The sequence below is a fragment of the Streptomyces sp. a15 genome (genome assembly GCF_059026085.1).
Map to the genome: position 1 here is coordinate 1 of NZ_JBWLKM010000079.1, position 18,381 is coordinate 18,381.

18 protein-coding genes are annotated in these 18,381 nt (G+C 71.7%); 10 read left to right on the forward strand and 8 right to left on the reverse strand.

The genetic code is table 11. From position 1 onward, the window contains the following. Nucleotides 1-64 precede the first annotated feature (64 nt). On the reverse strand, nucleotides 65-295 hold the full coding sequence (locus AC5P09_RS41980; protein ID WP_493878960.1) for a hypothetical protein: 231 nt from the start codon (nucleotides 293-295) through the stop codon (nucleotides 65-67). A gap of 58 nt (nucleotides 296-353) precedes the next feature. On the opposite strand from AC5P09_RS41980, the gene map reads away from it, so the two are divergent. After that, complete coding sequence (gene map, locus AC5P09_RS41985) at nucleotides 354-1,211, forward strand: type I methionyl aminopeptidase (RefSeq protein WP_493878961.1); 858 nt, start codon at nucleotides 354-356, stop codon at nucleotides 1,209-1,211. Nucleotides 1,212-1,372: 161 nt separating this feature from the next. Beyond that, a complete protein-coding gene (locus tag AC5P09_RS41990; protein ID WP_493878962.1) occupies nucleotides 1,373-2,020 on the forward strand; it encodes a biliverdin-producing heme oxygenase in 648 nt (215 codons plus the stop codon). 47 nt (nucleotides 2,021-2,067) lie between these two features. Here the strand turns inward: AC5P09_RS41990 and AC5P09_RS41995 are convergent, their stop codons facing one another. Then, nucleotides 2,068-2,712: a PhzF family phenazine biosynthesis protein gene (locus AC5P09_RS41995; protein ID WP_493878963.1), complete on the reverse strand. Its 645-nt coding sequence runs from the start codon at nucleotides 2,710-2,712 to the stop codon at nucleotides 2,068-2,070. A 116-nt stretch (nucleotides 2,713-2,828) separates the two neighbouring features. On the opposite strand from AC5P09_RS41995, the gene AC5P09_RS42000 reads away from it, so the two are divergent. The 6 genes from AC5P09_RS42000 to AC5P09_RS42025 all read left to right on the forward strand — a co-directional run bounded on the left by AC5P09_RS42000 (nucleotide 2,829) and on the right by AC5P09_RS42025 (nucleotide 9,323). Continuing rightward, nucleotides 2,829-3,926 carry a FecCD family ABC transporter permease gene (locus tag AC5P09_RS42000; RefSeq protein ID WP_493878964.1) on the forward strand — a complete coding sequence of 366 codons (1,098 nt, stop codon included), beginning with the start codon at nucleotides 2,829-2,831 and terminating at the stop codon, nucleotides 3,924-3,926. Between the two features lie 143 nt (nucleotides 3,927-4,069). Further along, on the forward strand, nucleotides 4,070-4,891 hold the full coding sequence (locus tag AC5P09_RS42005) for a heme ABC transporter ATP-binding protein (RefSeq protein WP_493878965.1): 822 nt from the start codon (nucleotides 4,070-4,072) through the stop codon (nucleotides 4,889-4,891). A 188-nt stretch (nucleotides 4,892-5,079) separates the two neighbouring features. Further along, nucleotides 5,080-6,222 (forward strand): iron uptake system protein EfeO, encoded by a 1,143-nt coding sequence (gene efeO, locus AC5P09_RS42010; RefSeq protein WP_493878966.1) that lies wholly within the window; start codon nucleotides 5,080-5,082, stop codon nucleotides 6,220-6,222. A 13-nt stretch (nucleotides 6,223-6,235) separates the two neighbouring features. Continuing rightward, complete coding sequence (gene efeB / locus AC5P09_RS42015; RefSeq protein WP_493878967.1) at nucleotides 6,236-7,489, forward strand: iron uptake transporter deferrochelatase/peroxidase subunit; 1,254 nt, start codon at nucleotides 6,236-6,238, stop codon at nucleotides 7,487-7,489. Nucleotides 7,490-7,492: 3 nt separating this feature from the next. Beyond that, on the forward strand, nucleotides 7,493-8,365 hold the full coding sequence (gene efeU, locus AC5P09_RS42020) for an iron uptake transporter permease EfeU (RefSeq protein WP_493878968.1): 873 nt from the start codon (nucleotides 7,493-7,495) through the stop codon (nucleotides 8,363-8,365). Continuing rightward, nucleotides 8,325-9,323, forward strand: a complete 999-nt coding sequence (locus AC5P09_RS42025; RefSeq protein WP_493878969.1) for an SCO2278 family lipoprotein — start codon at nucleotides 8,325-8,327, stop codon at nucleotides 9,321-9,323. The genes efeU and AC5P09_RS42025 overlap by 41 nt, the downstream gene beginning before the upstream one ends. Nucleotides 9,324-9,338: 15 nt before the next feature. On the opposite strand, the gene AC5P09_RS42030 is transcribed toward AC5P09_RS42025, so the two are convergent. Further along, nucleotides 9,339-10,073 carry a bifunctional DNA primase/polymerase gene (locus AC5P09_RS42030; RefSeq protein WP_493878970.1) on the reverse strand — a complete coding sequence of 245 codons (735 nt, stop codon included), beginning with the start codon at nucleotides 10,071-10,073 and terminating at the stop codon, nucleotides 9,339-9,341. Nucleotides 10,074-10,243: 170 nt separating this feature from the next. Between AC5P09_RS42030 and AC5P09_RS42035 the strand changes: the two genes are divergently transcribed. Continuing rightward, nucleotides 10,244-11,110, forward strand: a complete 867-nt coding sequence (locus tag AC5P09_RS42035) for a glycerophosphodiester phosphodiesterase (RefSeq protein ID WP_493878971.1) — start codon at nucleotides 10,244-10,246, stop codon at nucleotides 11,108-11,110. Here the strand turns inward: AC5P09_RS42035 and AC5P09_RS42040 are convergent. The 4 genes from AC5P09_RS42040 to AC5P09_RS42055 form a co-directional block, all read right to left on the reverse strand. Next, a complete protein-coding gene (locus AC5P09_RS42040) occupies nucleotides 11,080-11,700 on the reverse strand; it encodes a TetR/AcrR family transcriptional regulator (protein WP_493878972.1) in 621 nt (206 codons plus the stop codon). The genes AC5P09_RS42035 and AC5P09_RS42040 overlap by 31 nt on opposite strands. A gap of 268 nt (nucleotides 11,701-11,968) precedes the next feature. Further along, entirely contained in the window at nucleotides 11,969-12,949 is a 981-nt protein-coding gene (locus tag AC5P09_RS42045) for a small ribosomal subunit Rsm22 family protein (protein WP_493878973.1), read from the reverse strand. Nucleotides 12,950-13,091: 142 nt separating this feature from the next. After that, on the reverse strand, nucleotides 13,092-14,264 hold the full coding sequence (locus AC5P09_RS42050) for a serine hydrolase domain-containing protein (protein WP_493878974.1): 1,173 nt from the start codon (nucleotides 14,262-14,264) through the stop codon (nucleotides 13,092-13,094). Beyond that, the gene (locus AC5P09_RS42055; RefSeq protein ID WP_493878975.1) at nucleotides 14,219-15,511 is read right to left on the reverse strand and encodes a multidrug effflux MFS transporter; all 1,293 of its coding nucleotides are present in this window, start codon (nucleotides 15,509-15,511) and stop codon (nucleotides 14,219-14,221) included. The genes AC5P09_RS42050 and AC5P09_RS42055 overlap by 46 nt, the downstream gene beginning before the upstream one ends. An 87-nt stretch (nucleotides 15,512-15,598) precedes the next feature. On the opposite strand from AC5P09_RS42055, the gene AC5P09_RS42060 reads away from it, so the two are divergent. Further along, complete coding sequence (locus AC5P09_RS42060) at nucleotides 15,599-16,624, forward strand: Gfo/Idh/MocA family protein (protein WP_493878976.1); 1,026 nt, start codon at nucleotides 15,599-15,601, stop codon at nucleotides 16,622-16,624. Here AC5P09_RS42060 and AC5P09_RS42065 read toward each other — a convergent pair. Further along, nucleotides 16,611-18,251: an alkaline phosphatase D family protein gene (locus AC5P09_RS42065; RefSeq protein WP_493878977.1), complete on the reverse strand. Its 1,641-nt coding sequence runs from the start codon at nucleotides 18,249-18,251 to the stop codon at nucleotides 16,611-16,613. The genes AC5P09_RS42060 and AC5P09_RS42065 overlap by 14 nt on opposite strands. Nucleotides 18,252-18,381: the final 130 nt, after the last annotated feature.

The window sequence follows — 18,381 nt, forward strand, 5'->3', positions numbered from 1 at the left end:
TCCTGCGTGACGGACGGTGCTACCAGCCCACACCGCCCGTCACCCTCACGGCTTGACATCCCGATTAGGAATCGTCCCGGCCCGCCGCCGGGGCGTCGTGCCACTTCGGGTCGTTCTCCCACTCGAGGTTGCGCTCGCGGGCCGTCGCCATCGCGTGTTCGGCCTCCTTGCGGGTGGCGTACGGGCCGAACCGGTCCTTGGCGGGGCACTCCGGCCCCTCCTCGACCTTCTTGTGCTGCAGGCAGTAGTACCACTCGCCCGGTTTGCCGACCGTCCGCTTCTTGAACAGGGCCATGACCAGCTCCTCTCGCCACCGACATGTTCCCCCATCGCCGCTGGATAGACTCTTCGCCATGTCTGGCCAGTCGCTGCTCGTCCCAGGGGAGCTGTCCCCCATCCGTTCCGTGCCCGGAAACATCCGGCGCCCCGAGTACGTCGGCAAGCCCGCGCCGACGCCGTACACCGGGCCGGAGGTGCAGACTCCCGAGACGATCGAGGCGATGCGGGTCGCCGGCCGGATCGCCGCTCGGGCGATGGCGGAGGCCGCGAAGCTGATCGCGCCGGGTGTCACCACCGACGAGCTGGACAAGGTGGCGCACGACTACATGTGCGACCACGGCGCCTACCCGTCGACGCTGGGCTACCGCGGCTTCCCCAAGTCCCTGTGCACGTCCGTCAACGAGGTCATCTGCCACGGCATCCCGGACTCGACGGTCCTCAAGGAGGGCGACATCGTCAACCTGGACGTGACGGCGTACATCGGCGGGGTGCACGGCGACAACAACGCCACCTACCTGGTCGGGGACGTCGACGAGGAGTCGCGGCTGCTGGTGGAGCGGACCCGGGAGGCCCTCGCCCGCGCGATCAAGGCGGTCCGGCCGGGCCGGCAGATCAACATCATCGGGCGGGTCATCGAGTCGTACGCGAAGAGGTTCGGGTACGGGGTGGTGCGGGACTTCACCGGCCACGGGATCAACTCGTCGTTCCACTCCGGGCTGATCATCCCGCACTACGACAGCCCGCACGCGACGACCGTGATCCAGCCCGGGATGACGTTCACGATCGAGCCGATGCTGACGCTGGGGACCCACGAGTACGACATGTGGGACGACGGGTGGACGGTCGTGACGAAGGACCGGAAGCGGACGGCCCAGTTCGAGCACACGCTGGTGGTGACGGGGACGGGAGCGGAGATTCTGACCCTGCCGTAGCACCCCACCGCCTCAACCCCACCACCTCGGCCCGCCCTCCCCGGAGGGCGGGCTTTTCGTTGTCCGGGGTAGGTTTTTACCGACAGGCTGTCGGAAAGGTTACCGACAGAGGGTCGACAAAGCATTGACTTAGGTAAGCCTAACCATAGAAAATCGGGCCCATGGACTCCTTCTCCACAGTCATCCGCACCGCCTCCCACGAGCAGCACATGGAGGCGGAGACCTCGACGTTCATGAGCGACCTGCTCGGCGGCAGGCTCGGCGTCGACGCGTACGCGCGCTACACCGAGCAGCTCTGGTTCGTGTACGAGGCACTGGAGGGCGGGGCGGAGAAGCTGGCGTCGGACCCGGTGGCCGGGCCGTTCATCCAGCCCGAGCTGTTCCGGCTGCCCGCGCTGGAGCGGGACCTGGCGCATCTGCGCGGCCCGGACTGGCGTGCCCGGGTGTCCGCGCTGCCGGCTACGCGGGCGTACGTGGAGCGGGTTCGGGAGTGCGCCGAGCAGTGGCCGGCCGGGTACATCGCCCACCACTACACGCGCTACCTCGGCGACCTGTCCGGCGGCCAGATCATCCGCGACAAGGCGGAGAAGACCTGGGGCTTCGAGAAGAAGGGCGACGGGGTTCGCTTCTACGTGTTCGAGGAGATCGGCAACCCGGCGGCGTTCAAGCGGGGGTACCGGGAGCTGCTGGACGCGGTGCGTGCGGATGATCTGGAGAAGCAGCGGATCGTGGCGGAGTGCAAGCGGGCGTTCGCGCTGAACACCGGGGTCTTCCGGGCGCTGGGTGAGGAGTTCCGGCTGTCCGCGTGAGCGTTGCCGGGGGCTCCGCCCCCAACGCCCCGGCAGAACGCCTCTTTTCAGCGTTCCAGGTAAACGCGGCCGCCCACCTCCACCCAGCCCCCCGGCTGCGGAGCCGTCAGGATCTGGGAGCCCGCGCCCTGCGTGATGTTCAGGGCGCGGCCCAGCCGGTCCGTCAGCAGCAGCGCCGCCGCGCCCGTCGCCTCGTCCTCGTCGATGCCGTCGTCGCGGCCGGGGAAGGCGCGGGCGCGGACGCGGCCGGCCGCCTCGTCCTCCCAGGCCCAGGCGTAGATCCACTCCCCCTTCGGCGGGACCGGCAGGTCGTCGACCTCCGCCGACGTGGCGTACTGGCGCAGCGTGCGCGGCGGGACCCACTCCGCGAGCGCCTCGATCCAGCTGAACTCGCCGTCCAGGCGGGCGCCCACCACCCCGGCCTGCGTGACCAGTTCGGGTACGTCGAGCAGCCAGGCCGTGCCGACGCAGGGGTGGCCGGCGAAGGGCAGGCGCAGGGTGGGCGTGTAGATGTCGATGACACCGCGCTCGGGGTCGTCCACGAACACGGTCTCGCTGAAGCTCAGCTTCGCGGCGAACGCCTGCCGTTCCTCCGGGTCCGGCAGCACGGAGCCCTCGCGGACGACACCGAGCTCGTTGCCGTATCCGCCGTTCGCTCCGCAGAAGACACGGAGCACGTCGTAGTCAGTCACGCGGGGCATTGTGCCACCCGACTCGGTCCGTTGAGAGGTGACCGACACCCCGCAAAGTAAGGCTAGCCTAAGCGAGTTGGACCTTCACGCGAGAGGAACGGCCACCAGTGCAACGCTTGCCCACACGACCGGCGAGTGCGGCGAAGCCGCCGGCGCAGGCGCCCGCCGAGACACCGCCGCCCGGACGGCGTTCCGCCGCCTGGCTGCTCACCGCCTCGCTGGTCGTCGCCCTGCTGGTGCTCGTGCCGGTCGCGGCCGGGATCGGCGCCTATCCGGTGCCGGTCGGGGACGTGCTCGCCTCCGTGCAGCACCGAGTCAGTCTCGGCGGTACGGAGTTGGACCGGGTCGCGGAGTCGGTGCTGTGGAACGTCCGCTTCCCGCGGATCGTGCTCGCACTGCTCATCGGCGCCTCGCTGGGCTGCGCGGGCGCGCTGATGCAGGGCGTGTTCGGCAATCCGCTCGCCGAGCCGGGCGTCATCGGGATCTCCTCGGGCGCCGCGGTGGGTGCGGTCGCCGCGATCGCCCTCGGCCTCAACTTCTTCGGTACGTGGACGGTGTCCGTCTGCGCCTTCGTCGCCGGACTCGCCACGGTGCTGCTCGTGTACGCGATGTCGCGCGAGGGCGGCCGTACGGAGGTCGTGACGCTGATCCTCACCGGGATCGCGCTGAACGCGTTTGCGGGCGCGGTGATCGGGCTGTTCCTGTTCTTCGCGGACGCCGCGGCCATCCAGCAGATCACCTTCTGGCAGCTCGGCTCGCTCGCCCAGGCGACCTGGCCGAAGGTGCTCGCGGTCCTGCCGTGCGCGGCGATCGGGCTGGTCGTCGCACCGCTGTACAGCCGTCGGCTGGACCTGCTGGCGCTCGGTGAGCGGCCGGCCCGGCATCTGGGTGTGGACGTGGAGCGGATGCGGATCGCGCTGATCGTCGTCATCGCGCTGCTGACCGCGGCGGCCGTGAGCGTCGCGGGGATCATCAGCTTCGTCGGCCTCGTCGTGCCGCACCTGCTGCGGATGTCGGCCGGGCCCGGGCACCGGTTCCTGATCCCGGGCAGTGCCCTGCTCGGCGCGGTGGTGCTGCTCGCCGCCGACCTCGCGGCCCGCACGATCGCCGCTCCCGCCGAGCTGCCGCTCGGTGTCCTGACCGCCCTGCTGGGCAGTCCGTTCTTCTTCTGGCTGCTGCGGAGGACTCGGCGCAGGCAAGGGGGGTGGGCCTGAAGGGTCGTATGTCGTCTGCGGGTGCGTGGGGGCTGGTCGCGCCCACGCGGCGGAGCCGCACATCGAAACAGCCCCGCGCCCCTTTAGGGCGTTGCTCTCGCCCCCTGATACCAGTTCAGCCCTCCGCCTCAAGGACCCCTCCCGTGAGACTCCTCCGCCCCCGTCCCGCACCTCCCGCCCCCGCCTCGCCCGGAGATGTCCTCGCCGAGGCCGAGAACCTCCATGTCCGCCTCGGCGCCCGGGACGTTCTCGACGGCGTCTCCGTGACTGTCCGCGCGGGCGAGGTGCTCGCTCTCGTCGGCCCCAACGGGGCGGGAAAGTCGACCCTGTTGGGCGCGCTGTCCGCGGATCTGCCGCCCGCCGCAGGGGTCGTACGCGTCCACGGCCGCCCGGCGTCGCAGTGGTCCGCGCCCGAACTGGCCCTGCGCCGGGCGGTCCTCCCCCAGTCCGCCACGCTCTCCTTCCCCTTCAAGGTCGAGGAGGTCGTCCGGATGGGCCGCGCGCCCTGGGCCGCGCTCGGCATGGAGGACGACGACGCGGCCGTGGCCGAGGCGATGGCCGCGACCGAGGTGACCGCCTTCGCCGTACGGCCGTTCTCCGCGCTCAGCGGCGGCGAGCGGGCCCGGGTCGCGCTCGCCCGGGTGCTGGCCCAGCGCGCTCCCTTGCTGTTGCTCGACGAGCCGACCGCGGCCCTCGACCTCAAGCACCAGGAGCTGGTGCTGCGGGTGTGCCGGGAGCGGGCGCGGGCCGGGGACGCGGTGGTGGTCGTGCTGCACGACCTGGGCCTGGCGGCGGCCTACGCGCACCGGGTCGCGATCCTGCACGCGGGTCGGGTGGCCGCCGAGGGCGCGCCGGCCGAGGTGTTCTCCGACCGGCTGCTGACGGAGGTCTACGACCAGCCGGTCGAAGTGCTCCCGCATCCGCGCACGGGAGAGATCCTGGTGAGCCCGCGCCGGGATGCTTGACCGGTACTTGACCCTCCCGTGGGGCCCGTTTTGGGCCGCCGTGACCGGGGCGTGCTCATACAGCGTCTATGAGAGCTGAATCACCGCATGGACAGGTATCGCACCGGAAAAGCTTCGGTACGTTAGGCGAGCCTCACCTTATGTGAGGCTCGTCACGCGTCTTTTTCGGCCATTCCCTGGAGCCCTTCATGCGAGCCGTCAGATTCTCCGCTCTCACCGCTGTCGCCACCGCGGCGGCGCTGACCGCCGTCACGGGCTGCACCGAGAAGGGCGGCTCCGGGAGCGGCGACCGGGTCGTCAACGTGACGGCCACGGACGACAAGTGCGAGGTCTCCACCAACGAGTTCCCGGCCGGGCACGTCGAACTCGCCATCGAGAACAAGGGCTCCAAGGTCACCGAGGTCTACATCCTCTTCCCGGACGACCGGATCGTCACCGAGCGCGAGAACATCGGCCCCGGCACCAAGCAGCGGGTCACCGCCGAGGTGAAGGCCGGCGACTACCAGATCGCCTGCAAGCCCGGCATGGTGGGCGACGGCATACGCCAGGACGTCAAGGCCACCGGCGGCACGGTCGCCAAGCGCGACCCGCGCCTGGACAAGGCCGTCGCCTCCTACCGCGCGTACGTCCAGGCGCAGGCCGACGAGACGCTGCCGCTCGCCGAGACCTTCGCCAAGGCGGTCAAGGACGGCGACCTGGAAGCCGCCAAGAAGGCCTACGCTCCCTCCCGCATCGGCTGGGAGCGCACCGAGCCGGTCGCCGAGTCCTTCGGCGACATCGACCCGAAGGTCGACGTCCGCGCGGACGGCCTGGAGGACGGCCAGGAGTTCACCGGCTGGCACCGCCTGGAGAAGGCCCTCTGGCAGGACAAGAAGATCGGCGCCGCGGAGAAGACCCTCGCCGACCAGCTGATCACCGACCTGTTGGACTGGCAGAAGCGGGTCGGCAAGGCCGACATCACCCCGACCTCCATGGCCAACGGAGCCAAGGAACTCCTCGACGAGGTCGCCACCGGCAAGGTCACCGGCGAGGAGGAGCGCTACTCGCACACCGACCTCGTCGACTTCAAGGCGAACGTCGAGGGCGCGGAGAAGTCGTACGCGTTGCTGAAGCCGGTGGCTCAGGAGAACGACGCGGCGCTGATCACCGAGCTGGACAAGCAGTTCGCCGCGCTGAACACGCTGCTCGACAAGTACCGCGCGGACAAGACGTCCTACGACTTCGTCTCGTACGACAAGGTCGGCGACGCCGACCGCAAGGAGCTGTCGGACGGCGTCAACGCGCTCGCGGAGCCGCTGTCCAAGCTCGCCGCCGCCGTCGTCGTGAAGTGAAGCAGGGACACTCATGACGGACCACTCCGCAGAAGCCGCCACTCCGTCCCGGCGCGCGCTGATCGGCTGGGGCGGTGCCGGGCTCGCGCTCGGTGCCGTCGCGGCCGGCGGCACGGTCGCGATGGCCACCGCCGGCGACGATGCCGACCAGGCCGGCGCCGAGACGGGCGCGGCCATCGCCTTCCACGGCGACCATCAGGCGGGCATCTCGACGCCCGTGCAGGACAGGCTGCACTTCGCCGCGTTCGACGTGACGACCGACGACCGTGCCGCGTTCGTGCAGATGCTGAAGGACTGGACCGAGGCCGCGCGGAAGCTGACCGCCGGGCAGGCGGTCGGCGAGGGGGCGTACGGCGGTCTCGCCGAGGCCCCGCCGGACGACACCGGCGAGGCGCTGGGGCTGAAGCCGTCGCGGCTGACGCTGACGATCGGGTTCGGGCCGTCGCTGTTCGGGAAGTTCGGGCTCAAGGACCAGCGGCCGGAGGCGCTGATCGACCTGCCCAAGTTCGCCGGCGACAACCTGGACAGGAACCGCAGCGGCGGGGATCTGTGCATCCAGGCGTGTGCGGACGACCCGCAGGTCGCCGTGCACGCGATCCGCAACCTCGCCCGGATCGGCTTCGGCAAGGTCGTCATCCGCTGGTCGCAGCTCGGCTTCGGCAAGACCTCGTCCACGACGCCCGAGGCGCAGACCCCGCGCAACCTGATGGGCTTCAAGGACGGCACCCGCAACATCGCGGGCACGGAGACCGACCGCCTGAAGAAGTTCGTGTGGGTGGACGAGAAGGACGGACCCGACTGGATGGCCGGCGGCTCCTACCTCGTCGCCCGCCGCATCCGCATGCACATCGAGACCTGGGACCGCACCTCGCTCCAGGAGCAGGAGGACATCTTCGGCCGCGACAAGGGCGAGGGCGCCCCGGTCGGCAAGGCCAAGGAGCGCGACGAGCCGTTCCTGAAGGCCATGCTGCCCGACGCGCACGTGCGGCTCGCGCACCCCGACTCCAACCAGGGGGCGACGATCCTGCGCCGCGGCTACTCCTTCACCGACGGCACGGACGGTCTCGGCCGCCTCGACGCGGGCCTGTTCTTCCTGGCCTACCAGCGGGACGTCCGCAAGGGCTTCGTCCAGATCCAGCGCAACCTGGCCAAGGACACGCTCAACGAGTACATCCAGCACGTGGGTTCCGCGGTGTTCGCGGTCCCGCCCGGCGTCCGCGGCACGGACGACTGGTGGGGCAGCACCCTACTGACCGAGGAGGCCTGAGCCGTGTTCTCCAACTACCTGATCGGCCTGCGCGAGGGCCTGGAAGCCAGCCTCGTCGTCTGCATCCTCATCGCCTACCTGGTCAAGACGGACCGCCGGGACGCGCTGAAGCCCATCTGGATCGGCATCGGCGTCGCGGTCGCCCTCGCCCTCGGCTTCGGCTCCGCGCTCGAATTCGGCTCCCAGGAGCTGACGTTCGAGGCGCAGGAGGCACTCGGCGGCACGCTGTCGATCCTCGCCGTGGGGCTGGTGACGTGGATGGTGTTCTGGATGCGGCGCACCGCCCGGTACCTCAAGTCCGAGCTGCACGGCAAGCTGGACGCCGCCCTGCAGATGGGCACCGGCGCCCTGGTCGCCACCGCCTTCCTCGCGGTCGGCCGGGAGGGCCTGGAAACCGCCCTGTTCGTGTGGGCGTCGGTGCACGCGGCGAGCGACGGCACCCCGCGCCCGCTGGTCGGCGTCGGCCTGGGCATCGCCACGGCGGTGTTCCTGGGCTGGCTGTTCTACCGGGGCGCGGTGCGCATCAACCTCGCCAAGTTCTTCACCTGGACCGGCGGCATGCTGGTCGTGGTGGCCGCGGGCGTGCTGGCGTACGGCGTCCACGACCTCCAGGAGGCCGACCTGGTCCCGGGCCTGACGAACAAGGCCTTCGACATCAGCGGCACCATCCCGCCGGACAGTTGGTACGGCACCCTCCTCAAGGGCGTCTTCAACTTCCAGCCCGACCCGACGGTCCTCCAGGTCACGGTGTGGCTGCTGTACTTGATCCCGACGCTCGCGCTTTTCCTCGCCCCGGTAGGGTTCGCCTCCGGGAAGGGGAAGGTGAAGGAACCTGATGAGCCTGGATCGCGGCCCTCGAAGGCTCCGCAGTCTTGACCGGAGCGCACTGATAGCAGCCTCGATGACCGCTTTGTCGTTGACGGCGAGCGGATGCATGGTGGTGCACGGCGAGCGGGAGGTGCTCCCCGCGGCGACACGGGCGGAGGCCGCCAAGGCGCTCGAGCAGTTCACGAACGCGTACAACAAGGCCGACGAGGCGTACGACAGTTCCCTGGACGCCGACTTCGTCACCGGCGCCCTGGAGGACATCGACCGGGCCCGGCTGAAGGCGGGCGCGGTGAACAACCCGGACGGCAATCCGGCGTACGCCCCGCTGAAGCTGACGGACGCGAAGTACACGATCCCGAAGAAGGCGGGCTGGCCGCGCTGGTTCGTCGCCGACGCGGCCGGCAACAAGGGCGGCACCTCGCGCTGGCTGCTGGTGTTCACGCGGGGCAGCCTCGACCAGCCGTGGCAGGTGGCGTACCTGACGCTGGTGGCGCCCGGCAAGGTGCCGGAGTTCAAGACGGACGCGGACGGCTTCGCCGAGGCCGTGCCGGTGAACTCGACCGAACTGGCCGTCGCCCCCGAGGACTTGGGCAAGAACTACACGTCCTACCTCGAGAACGGCGGCGGGGACACCTTCGCGGACGGTGCGCACACCAGCATGTGGCGTGCGCAGCGCCAGAAGGACTCCAAGAAGCCGGGTCTCGCCACGCAGTACATCGACGAGCCGCTGGCCAGTGGCGACTACGCACCGCTGGCGCTGCGCACGTCCGACGGCGGGGCGCTGGTGTTCTTCACCACGCACCACTTCGTGAAGCAGACGGCAGCCCAGGGTGCCGCGATCCCCGACCCGGGTCAGGGCGCGCTCGCCCTGACGACCGGGGAGATCAAGCAGTCGCTCACCATGGAGTTCGTCTCCAACGAGGTGGCCCTGGACCCGGCGAAGGGGTCGGGCGAGGTGAACGTGCTGGGGCGGATCCAGGGACTGACGTCGGCGCAGGGGTCGTAGAACGGCCGGTGCGCCTCAGCGGCGCGAGGGCCAGGCCGCGTTCGCGTGGTCGGGCTCCTCGCCGATGTAGCGGGCGCAGGCGTCGGTGAGGACTTCCAGGAGGGTCAGCGGGTCGGGCAGCGGGTGCTCGAGGCCGCGGACCCAGTGCACGGACTGGTTGTCACCGGGGAGCCGGGCGGGCGGGACGAGGACGTAGGAGCCGCGGCAGTGCCAGCGCAGGCCCGGGTGCTCGTCCATCGTCTCGGGGTGGCAGTCCAGCTCGCACGGCCACCACTCGTCCTCGACCTCGGGGGTGCCGCGGGTGAGGGTGAAGAACAGCAGGCGGCCGTCGTCGCTCTCGGCGACCGGGCCGACCTCGATGCCGGCGTCGAGCAGCCGCTCCAGCGCTTCCCAGCCCACCTCCAGCGGCACGTCGAGGACGTCGTGCACCATGCCGGTCGCGGTGATGAAGTTGGCCTGCGGCTGGTGCCGGGCCCAGCGCTCGATCTGGCCGCGGTCGGTGGTCGACTGGGTCTGCCAGGCGAACGACACCGGGTGCCGGGCCGGGGTGGGACAGCCGACGCGGTCGCAGGAACAGCGGAAGTCCGCGGTGGGATACGCGGCGGGCGCCAGCGGCAGCCCCACTCCGGCGGCGGCGAGCAGCAGGGCCTCGCGACCGTCGTCGCCGACGGCCTCCTTCGGGCGGCGTGCTCGCAGCCACTGGGAGATTTTGCCCTGCCGGCCGGTGCGACCGCCGAACTCCGCGCTCATCTATCCCCTCGCCTCGCTGTCGTGCGGAACAGCATGCCTCATGGTCCCACCTTCCTGAGCTCCGGGGGGCCGGAGCAGACAACAGGGATGGGTGGGGCGAGGCGGGCCCCTCCCAGTGATCAAGTGTCATTGCACCCTTTGTTGTGATGTACCCCCCTACCGTGGTCGCCATGGTCACATGGATCACGTTGACCGGTCTGGCCTCCGCGGCGTCCGTGCTCTCGCTGACCCTGACGGGGCCGACGAGCCCGCTGGAGTGGGGTGCCGGGCCGCTGACCGTGGACTCCTTGCCCCGCGTGACGTACGTCGCCCATCGCGGCGGCGCCCGCGAGGTGCCCGAGAACAGCATGTCGGGGCTGATGGCCGCCTACCGGCGCGGTACGGCACAGGTGCTGGACCTCGACACCCGGATGCTGGGCGACGGCACGCTCGTCGTACTGCACGACCCGACCCTGAACCGGACGACGTTCCTCGGCGGCGCGGTGCGCGGGATGAACGTGCACGAGTGGCAGGGGGTACGGCTGCGGCCGCGGGCCTCGCTGCCCGGGAGCTGGCGGTCCGAGCGGCCGCCGACGGTGGCCGAGGTCCTGGACCGCTTCGGCGGGCGGATCGTGCTGATGCTGGAGGCGAAGGACCCGCGGGGCCTCGGCCGGCTGGCCGGGCTGATCCGCGCCCGGGGCCTGGCCCGCTCGGTCTTCGTCAACTCCAACGACCCCGAGGTGGCCCGGCGGGCCCATCGCCTGGGCCTGCTCGCCCAGCTGTGGCGCTCGGCGGAACAACTGCGCCGGGACCGCCCCGAGCACTGGCGGTCCTACGTCGATCTGCTCGACGTCGACCACCGGGCGCGGGACGCCGACCTCCTGCGGGCGGTGCGCTCCGGCATCCCGCGGGTGTGGGCCCACACCGTGCTCACTCCCGCCGAACGGGACCGGGCGCTGGCGCTGGGCTGCGACGGGATCATCACGGACGCGCCGGGGAGGCTCGCGCGGCAGCCCGCGCGGGCGGCTCAGCGGGGTGCGATGCCGTTAAGGGCGTAGTCGACGAGGGTGTCGGTGTACTCGTAGGAGATCGGGCCGGTGTACTGGAGCCAGCGCTGGGCCAGGGGTGAGACGAAGAGTTCCAGGGCGATGCGCGGGTCGACGTCCCTGCGGACCTGGCCGGCGTCCTGCGCCGAGCGCAGCCTCTCGACGTACAGCTGGAGCGAGGGTTCGAGGAGCCTGGTCATGAAGGCGCGGCCGAGCTGTTCGTTGACCACGCCCTCGGCGGCCAGGGCGCGGGACGGGGCCTCGAAGCGGGGGTTCTTCAGTTCGTCGACGGTCGCCCGCAGGACGGCCTTGAGGTCGGACGCGAGGTCACCGGTGTCCGGGAAGACATCCGGATCCCCGCCTGCCGTCGCCTCCCGCGCCGCCTGTTCGCTCAGATCGAGGAAGGCGTCCATCAGCACTTCCGCCTTCGACGACCACCACCGGTAGATCGTCTGCTTGCCGACGCCGGCGCGGGCGGCGATGCCCTCGATGGTGGTCTTGGGATAGCCGACCTCGACGACGAGCGCGATGGCGGCGTCGTAGATGGCACGGCGGGACTTCTCGCTGCGGCGAGCGGTGTCGGGGGCGGGCTTCTTGACCATGGGGCGACGGTAGCAGGGGGGTGAGACGGGGCGTCTCGCGGCGGGCGGGTGTGGGTGGATGGGTGGTCGGGCGGGTCTGTTTTCGCCCCCGCCGCCCCTACCCGTCCCATCTCTGGGGGCTGCCGCCCCCAGACCCCCGCTGAAGACAGCCCCTCCGGCGTTTGAGGAGCGGGGGTCCAGGGGGCAGAGCCCCCTGGGACGGGGTCGAAGGGGCGGTGCCCCTGGGATGGGACGGGTAGGGGCGGCGGGGGCGAGAAAAGTACCCGCGTCACGGGGGCCAGGGGTCGCCCCAGTCCGCGTCTCGGGCCGCCTTGTACAGGTCACCGTGGCGTTTGGTGATCGTGCGGCGGGTCAGGTGCTGGTCGGGCTCGCACAGGTCGAGGAGCACCTGGCCCTTGCGGATCTGGGGGCGCCGGACGACCCGGGAGGGGGCCGGGGCGACCGGGAGGCGGGTGGCCGCCACGTAGGCGAACTTCTCGTCCTCGTAGGGGAGGGAGCCGCCCTTGACCTGGCGGTGCAGGGAGGACCGGCTGACCCGGGCCGAGAAGTGGCACCAGTCCTCGCCCGGGACGATGGGGCAGGCGCCGCTGTGCGGACAGGGCGCGGCGACCTGGAACCCGGCGGCGATCAGACGGTCGCGGGCCTCGATGACACGGGCGTACCCGCCGGGGGTGCCGGCCTCGACTATGACCACAGCCTGGGCTGCGGTCGCGGCGGCGTCGACGAGGGCGGCGCGGTCAGGGCCGGTGAGCTCGTTGAGGACGTACGAGACCGTGACGAGGTCGGTGGTGTCGAGGGTGAGCGCCGAGCCGATGCGGGCACGCTGCCAGTTCGCGGCCCGCAGCGCCGGGTTGGCGGCGGCGACCTCCCGGCCGAGGGCGAGGGCGGGTTCGGCCCAGTCGAGGACGGTGACGGGGCGCTCGCCGGGCCAGGTCGCGGTGACGGCCCAGGTCGCGGCACCGGTGCCACCGCCGACGTCGATGTGGCTGCCAGGCGCCCAGTCGGGGACGGCCTCCGCGAATGCCTCCAGCGCGGCGTGCACCGCCTCGAAGGTCGCGGGCATCCGGTAGGCGGCGTAGGCGGCCACGTCGGCGCGGTCGCGGAGGATGGGGGCGTCGGTGGGGGTGGCGCCCCGGTAGGTGGCGATCAGCCGGTCGACCGCCTGCGCGGCCTGCCGGGGCGGGAGACCGTCGAGCAGGTCGGCGAGGGCCGTGCGGAGGGCGTCCGCCGGAGGTACGGGGTCGTTCACCCGGCGATTCTACGAGTACTCGGCGTTTTGGCGGGCCCTGCCGGGGGCTCCGCCCCCAAACCCCCGCCAGGGGGCTCCGCCCCCTGGACCCCCGGCCTTCGCCCACCCACCGCCCGACTCGGTCGGGTAAAAAGGTGCCCCCTCACGTCCCCCGCACCGCCCTCGCCACCCGCGTCCCCGCCGCCGCCCGCGGTCTGCTGTCCGGTACACGCCTTCGGGGGTGCACCGTGTTCGCCAGGAGGACCAGGAACGTGTCCGTCGCCTGGTCCAGGACCAGCGAGGTGCCCGTGAAGCCGGTGTGGCCGGCCGCTCCCCGCCCCGCCAGTTCCCCCATGAACCACGGCTGGTCGAGGGCGAAGCCCAGGCCCGGTGGGGTCATGAGCAGCTCGACGAAGTCGGGGCCGAGGATGCGGGCGGGGCCGTACGCGCCGCCCGCCAGCAGCGCGCGGCAGAAGACCGCGAGGTCCCGGCCGGTCGAGAACAGCCCGGCGTGGCCGGCCACGCCGCCCAGGGCCCAGGCGTTCTCGTCGTGGACCACGCCGCGCAGCATGCCCCGGTCCGCCTTGGCCCAGGGCCGCTTCTGGTACTCGGTGGCCGCCGCCCCGGGACACGGGCCGAAGCAGGTCGCCGTCATGCCCAGCGGCCGGGTGATGCCGTCGTGGACGAGGACGTCGAGGGTGCGGCCGGTGACGCGTTCCAGGACGTGCTGGAGGAGGAGCAGGTTCAGGTCCGAGTACGTGTAGGTGCCGGGCACGCCCAGCGGGGGCTCGGCCCGCAGCATCGCCAGGCGTTCCGCGTCGTCGGCGAGGTCGTACAGCGGGAGTTCGGGCCGCAGGCCGGAGGTGTGGGTGAGCAGCTCTCGGACGGTGATGCCGTGTTCGGCGGCCGCCCGGAAGTCCGGGAGGTACGCGCCTACCCGCGCGTCGATGCCGAGCGTGCCCCGTTCGATCTGCTGCACGGCGGCGACCGAGGTGAACAGCTTGGTGAGGGAGGCCAGGTCGAAGGGGGTGTCGACGGTCATCGGGACGCGTGCGTCGGGCGGCAGTTCCACGCCCCGGTCGGTCCCGGGGTCGTAGGAGGCGTACCGGACGGCCCAGCCCGCCGCCTCCTCGACGGCGATCACGGGGCCGCGCCCGGCGACCACGACGGCGCCCGCCGCCCAGGGGCGCTCGCCCACGGTGAGGTCGCGGACCTGCTGGACGAGCTGTCGGAGTTCCTCGGCGTCGAGCCCGGCCCGCTCCGGGGTGTCGCTGCGCAGTCTCGGTGCGCTCAGCTTTCCTCCTCCGCTCTCGCACGCGTGTTCCAAGGACGGCACATTCCCACGAAACAGCCCAGTGCCACCACTGCGGCCACCAGTTGGACGACGGCCATGGGGACGGCGGTGCGCTCCCCGGCGATGCCGACGAGCGGGGAGGCGATCGCTCCGATGAGGAAGGAGGACGTGCCGAGCAGGGCGGACGCGGAGCCGGCGGCGTGCTTGACGCGCATCAGGGCGAGCGCCTGGGTGTTGGGGAGGGTGATACCCATCGCCGACATCAGGACGAACAGCGCGGCGGCCACGGGGGCGAGGCCGACCTCGCCGAACACACCCAGCGACATCAGCAGCAGGGCGGTCGACGCGAGGATGACGATCACGAGGCCGACCGCAAGCACCCGGTCCAGGCTGACTCGTCCGACCAGCACCTTGCCGTTGATCTGGCCGACGATCACGAGGCCGACCGAGTTCACCCCGAACAGCAGGCTGAAGGTCTGCGGGGAGGCGCCGTAGATCTCCTGGATCACGAACGGCGAGGCCGCGATGTAGGCGAAGAGGGCCGCGAAGGCGAAGCTGCCCGAGAGCATGTAGCCGGAGAAGCCACTGTCCCCGAGCAGTCCGCGCATCGCGCGCAGTGCCTCGCCGACGCCTCCGGAGTGGCGCTCGGCCGGCGCGAGGGTCTCGGGGAGTTTCGCCCACACGACCACGGCCAGCAGCACCCCGACGACCGTCAGGACGACGAACACGCCCCGCCAGTCCGTCACCCGCAGGATCTGTCCGCCGATGAGCGGCGCGACGATCGGGGCGACGCCGGAGATCAGCATCAGGGTGGAGAAGAAGCGGGCCATGGCCATGCCGTCGTGGAGGTCGCGTACGACGGCCCGCGCGATGACTATCCCGGCCGCGCCCGCGAGGCCCTGCGCCAGCCGGAAGGCGACCAGGAGCTCGACGGTGGGCGCGAGCGCGCACAGGGCGGTGGCGACGACGTAGACGGCGAGTCCGGCGAGCAGCGGGCGCCGGCGGCCCCAGCGGTCGCTCATCGGGCCGACCACCAGCTGCCCGAGTGCCATGCCGAGGAGGCAGGCAGTGAGGGTGAGCTGGACGGTCGCGGCGGGCGCGTTCAGGGACCTGGTGACCTCCGGAAGGGCGGGGAGGTACATGTCCATCGCCAGCGGGGGCGTGGCGGTGAGGCCGCCGAGGATGAGCGTGACGAGCAGGCCGGTGCGGCGCAGCGCGCGGGCGGCCGGTTCCTTCATCGGTTCGGCCGCCCGCGACACGTCCGGTGTCGTTGCCCCGTGCTCGGGCATGTGCCCCTCCCTCTCCGAGTGATTCGGCACCTATGCTCTCAGCTCGTACAGAGTGCCGAGGGTCACGTGAGCGAGGGTGGGGCCGGGATGACGACGGAGCAGAGCGTGCGCTGGGGGATTCTGGCGACGGGCGGGATCGCGGCGGCGTTCACCGCGGACCTGGTGGACCTGCCGGACGCGGAGGTCGTGGCGGTGGCCTCGCGGACCGAGGCGTCCGCGAAGGCGTTCGCGGACCGGTTCGGGATCCCCCGGGCGTACGGCGGCTGGGAGGCGCTCGCCCGGGACGAGGACATCGATGTCGTGTACGTCGCCACCCCGCACTCGGCGCACCGGGCGGCCGCCGGCCTGTGCCTTACGGCCGGGCGGAACGTGCTGTGCGAGAAGGCGTTCACGCTGAACGCGCGCGAGGCCGAGGAACTGGTCGCCCTGGCGAGGGAGCGCGGGAGCTTCCTGATGGAGGCCATGTGGATGTACTGCAACCCGCTGATCCGGCGCCTCGCCGACCTGGTGCGGGACGGCGCGATCGGCGAAGTGCGCACGGTGCACGCCGACTTCGGGCTCGCCGGCCCCTTCCCTCCCAGCCACCGGCTGCGTGACCCGGCCCAGGGCGGCGGCGCGCTGCTCGACCTCGGCGTCTACCCGGTGTCGTTCGCGCACCTGCTGCTCGGCGAGCCCTCGGACATCGCGGCGCGCGCGACCCTGTCCGAGGAGGGCGTCGACCTCCAGACGGGCGCGCTGCTCTCCTGGGACAGCGGCGCGATCGCCTCGGTGCACTGCTCCCTCGTCGGCGGTACGGCCACCACGGCGTCCGTCACCGGCACCCTGGGCCGCATCGACATCCCGTACGGCTTCTTCCACACCGACCGTTTCGTGCTGCACCGCGACGGCCGCGACCCGCAGGAGTTCACAGCCGACCCGGCGGACGGGCCCCGGGGCAGCCTCCGGCACGAGGCCCGCGAGGTGATGCGCGCCCTGCGGGCCGGCGAGACGGAGTCCCCGCTCGTCCCGCTCGTCGGCACCCTCGCCGTGATGCGGACGCTCGACGCGATACGGGAGCGCGTCGGCGTCCGCTATCCGGGAGAGGACCTCGCGGCCGGGCTCACGCCGGCTTGAGCCCCTGGTCCCCCACCTCCGTCACGAAGGACGCGGCCGTCGCGATCGGGGCCCCGGGCCTGGTCACGTACGGCACGCTCCGGAAGTCGGCCCGGGCCTGCTCGCGGCCCAGCTCGACGGTCACGTAGCCGCGCAGCCCGTTGTAGAACTTCATGTGCGGGTTGGCCCGGGTGTAGGTGTCCCAGGTCGCGGGCTTGTCGGCGCCGTCCCGGCCGCTGGAGATCGACGATCCGACGATCTCCGTGCCGAGGGTGCGGGAGGCCGGGTCGTCGAAGTCGTCCTTGATGTCGTAGGCGTACGCGACGTGCACGTCGCCGGTGAGGACCATCAGGTTGTCGATCCCGGCCGCCTTGGCGCCGTCGAGGATGCGGCGGCGCGAGGCCCGGTAGCCGTCCCAGGCGTCCATCGACAGCCGTGCCGGGTCGGTGAGGTCGAGCTTGCGCTGCGAGAAGTTCGCCTGCTGCGGTACGACGTTCCACAGGGCTCGCGAGTCGCGCCAGCCGTCGAGCAGCCACCGCTCCTGGGTCTCGCCGGTCATGGTGCGCGCCGGGTCGTCGATCTCCGGGCCGGGCAGGTCCAGGCCGTCGCCGTAGGCCTGGTCGGAGCGGTACTGGCGGGTGTCGAGGACGTCGAACTGGGCGAGCCGGCCCCAGTGCAGGCGGCGGTAGAGCTGCATGTCCGGTCCCGCGGGCCGCTGCGGGCTGCGCAGCGGCTGGTTCTCCCAGTAGGCCCGGTAGGCGGCGGCGCGGCGCAGCAGGAACTCCTCCGGGGGGACGCTGTTCTCGGGGGTCTCGTCGGCGTAGTTGTTCTCGGTCTCGTGGTCGTCCCAGGTGACGACGAAGGGGTGCGCGGCGTGCACGGCCATCAGGTCCGGGTCGGACTTGTAGAGGGCGTAGCGCAGGCGGTAGTCCTCCAGGGTCACCGTCTCGCGGTTGAACACCGCCGGGAGCGTGCGGTCGGTGTAGTTCCGGTAGCCGCCCACCGAGTTGACCGCGTACTCGTACAGGTAGTCGCCGAGGTGGAAGACCACGTCGACGTCCTCGGTGGCGAGATGGCCGTACGGCGTGAAGTAGCCGTCGGTGTACGCCTGGCAGGAGACCGCGGCGAAGGTGAGTGCCGAGGTGCGGTCGAAGGCGGCCGGCGCGGTGCGGGTGCGGCCGGTCGGGCTGATCCAACTGCCCGTGCGGAAGCGGTAGTAGAAGACGCGGCCGGAGTCGAGGTGGCCGACCTCGGCGTGCACGGTGTGGTGGAACTCGGGGTGGGCGGTGACCGTGCCGCGTCTGGCGATCCGGCGGAATCGCTCGTCGTACGCCAACTCCCAGTGGACCAGGACGCGTTCGGCCGGGAGGCCGCCGTCGGGCTGGAACGGGACGGGGGCCAGGCGGGTCCACAGGAGCACGGAGCCGGGCTGCGGGTCGCCGGACGCGACGCCGAGGGTGAAGGGGTTCTCGGTGATCTTCGCGGCGTCGAGCTCGGCGGCGCTCGCGGTGCCGGCGGCCGGCAGGTTCACGGAGAAGGCGAGCGCGGCGGCGGCGCCGGTGACGGTCAGGAAGCGGCGGCGGCCGATGTGCCGGGCGGCTGCGCGCAGTTCGGGGGCGTGTTGTGACGGGCGGGTGTCGAGTGTCATCCGGTCCTCCCCTGACAGATGGATGCAGGAGGCAATTGGAGTGGCCGGAAGCGACAGCTGCTTGGCACGTACACAACACCCAGATGGCGGACGGATGAGTTCCGCATGGCGGACCCCGCCGGGGCCTCCC

Bases quoted from the DNA above. Each gene is read 5' to 3' on its own strand.
- AC5P09_RS41980 (WP_493878960.1), bottom strand. From the start codon at position 295: ATGGCCCTGTTCAAGAAGCGGACGGTCGGCAAACCGGGCGAGTGGTAC.
- map (WP_493878961.1), top strand. From the start codon at position 354: ATGTCTGGCCAGTCGCTGCTCGTCCCAGGGGAGCTGTCCCCCATCCGT.
- AC5P09_RS41990 (WP_493878962.1), top strand. From the start codon at position 1,373: ATGGACTCCTTCTCCACAGTCATCCGCACCGCCTCCCACGAGCAGCAC.
- efeO (WP_493878966.1), top strand. From the start codon at position 5,080: ATGCGAGCCGTCAGATTCTCCGCTCTCACCGCTGTCGCCACCGCGGCG.
- efeB (WP_493878967.1), top strand. From the start codon at position 6,236: ATGACGGACCACTCCGCAGAAGCCGCCACTCCGTCCCGGCGCGCGCTG.
- AC5P09_RS42025 (WP_493878969.1), top strand. From the start codon at position 8,325: ATGAGCCTGGATCGCGGCCCTCGAAGGCTCCGCAGTCTTGACCGGAGC.
- AC5P09_RS42030 (WP_493878970.1), bottom strand. From the start codon at position 10,073: ATGAGCGCGGAGTTCGGCGGTCGCACCGGCCGGCAGGGCAAAATCTCC.
- AC5P09_RS42035 (WP_493878971.1), top strand. From the start codon at position 10,244: ATGGTCACATGGATCACGTTGACCGGTCTGGCCTCCGCGGCGTCCGTG.
- AC5P09_RS42040 (WP_493878972.1), bottom strand. From the start codon at position 11,700: ATGGTCAAGAAGCCCGCCCCCGACACCGCTCGCCGCAGCGAGAAGTCC.
- AC5P09_RS42055 (WP_493878975.1), bottom strand. From the start codon at position 15,511: ATGCCCGAGCACGGGGCAACGACACCGGACGTGTCGCGGGCGGCCGAA.
- AC5P09_RS42060 (WP_493878976.1), top strand. From the start codon at position 15,599: ATGACGACGGAGCAGAGCGTGCGCTGGGGGATTCTGGCGACGGGCGGG.
- AC5P09_RS42065 (WP_493878977.1), bottom strand. From the start codon at position 18,251: ATGACACTCGACACCCGCCCGTCACAACACGCCCCCGAACTGCGCGCA.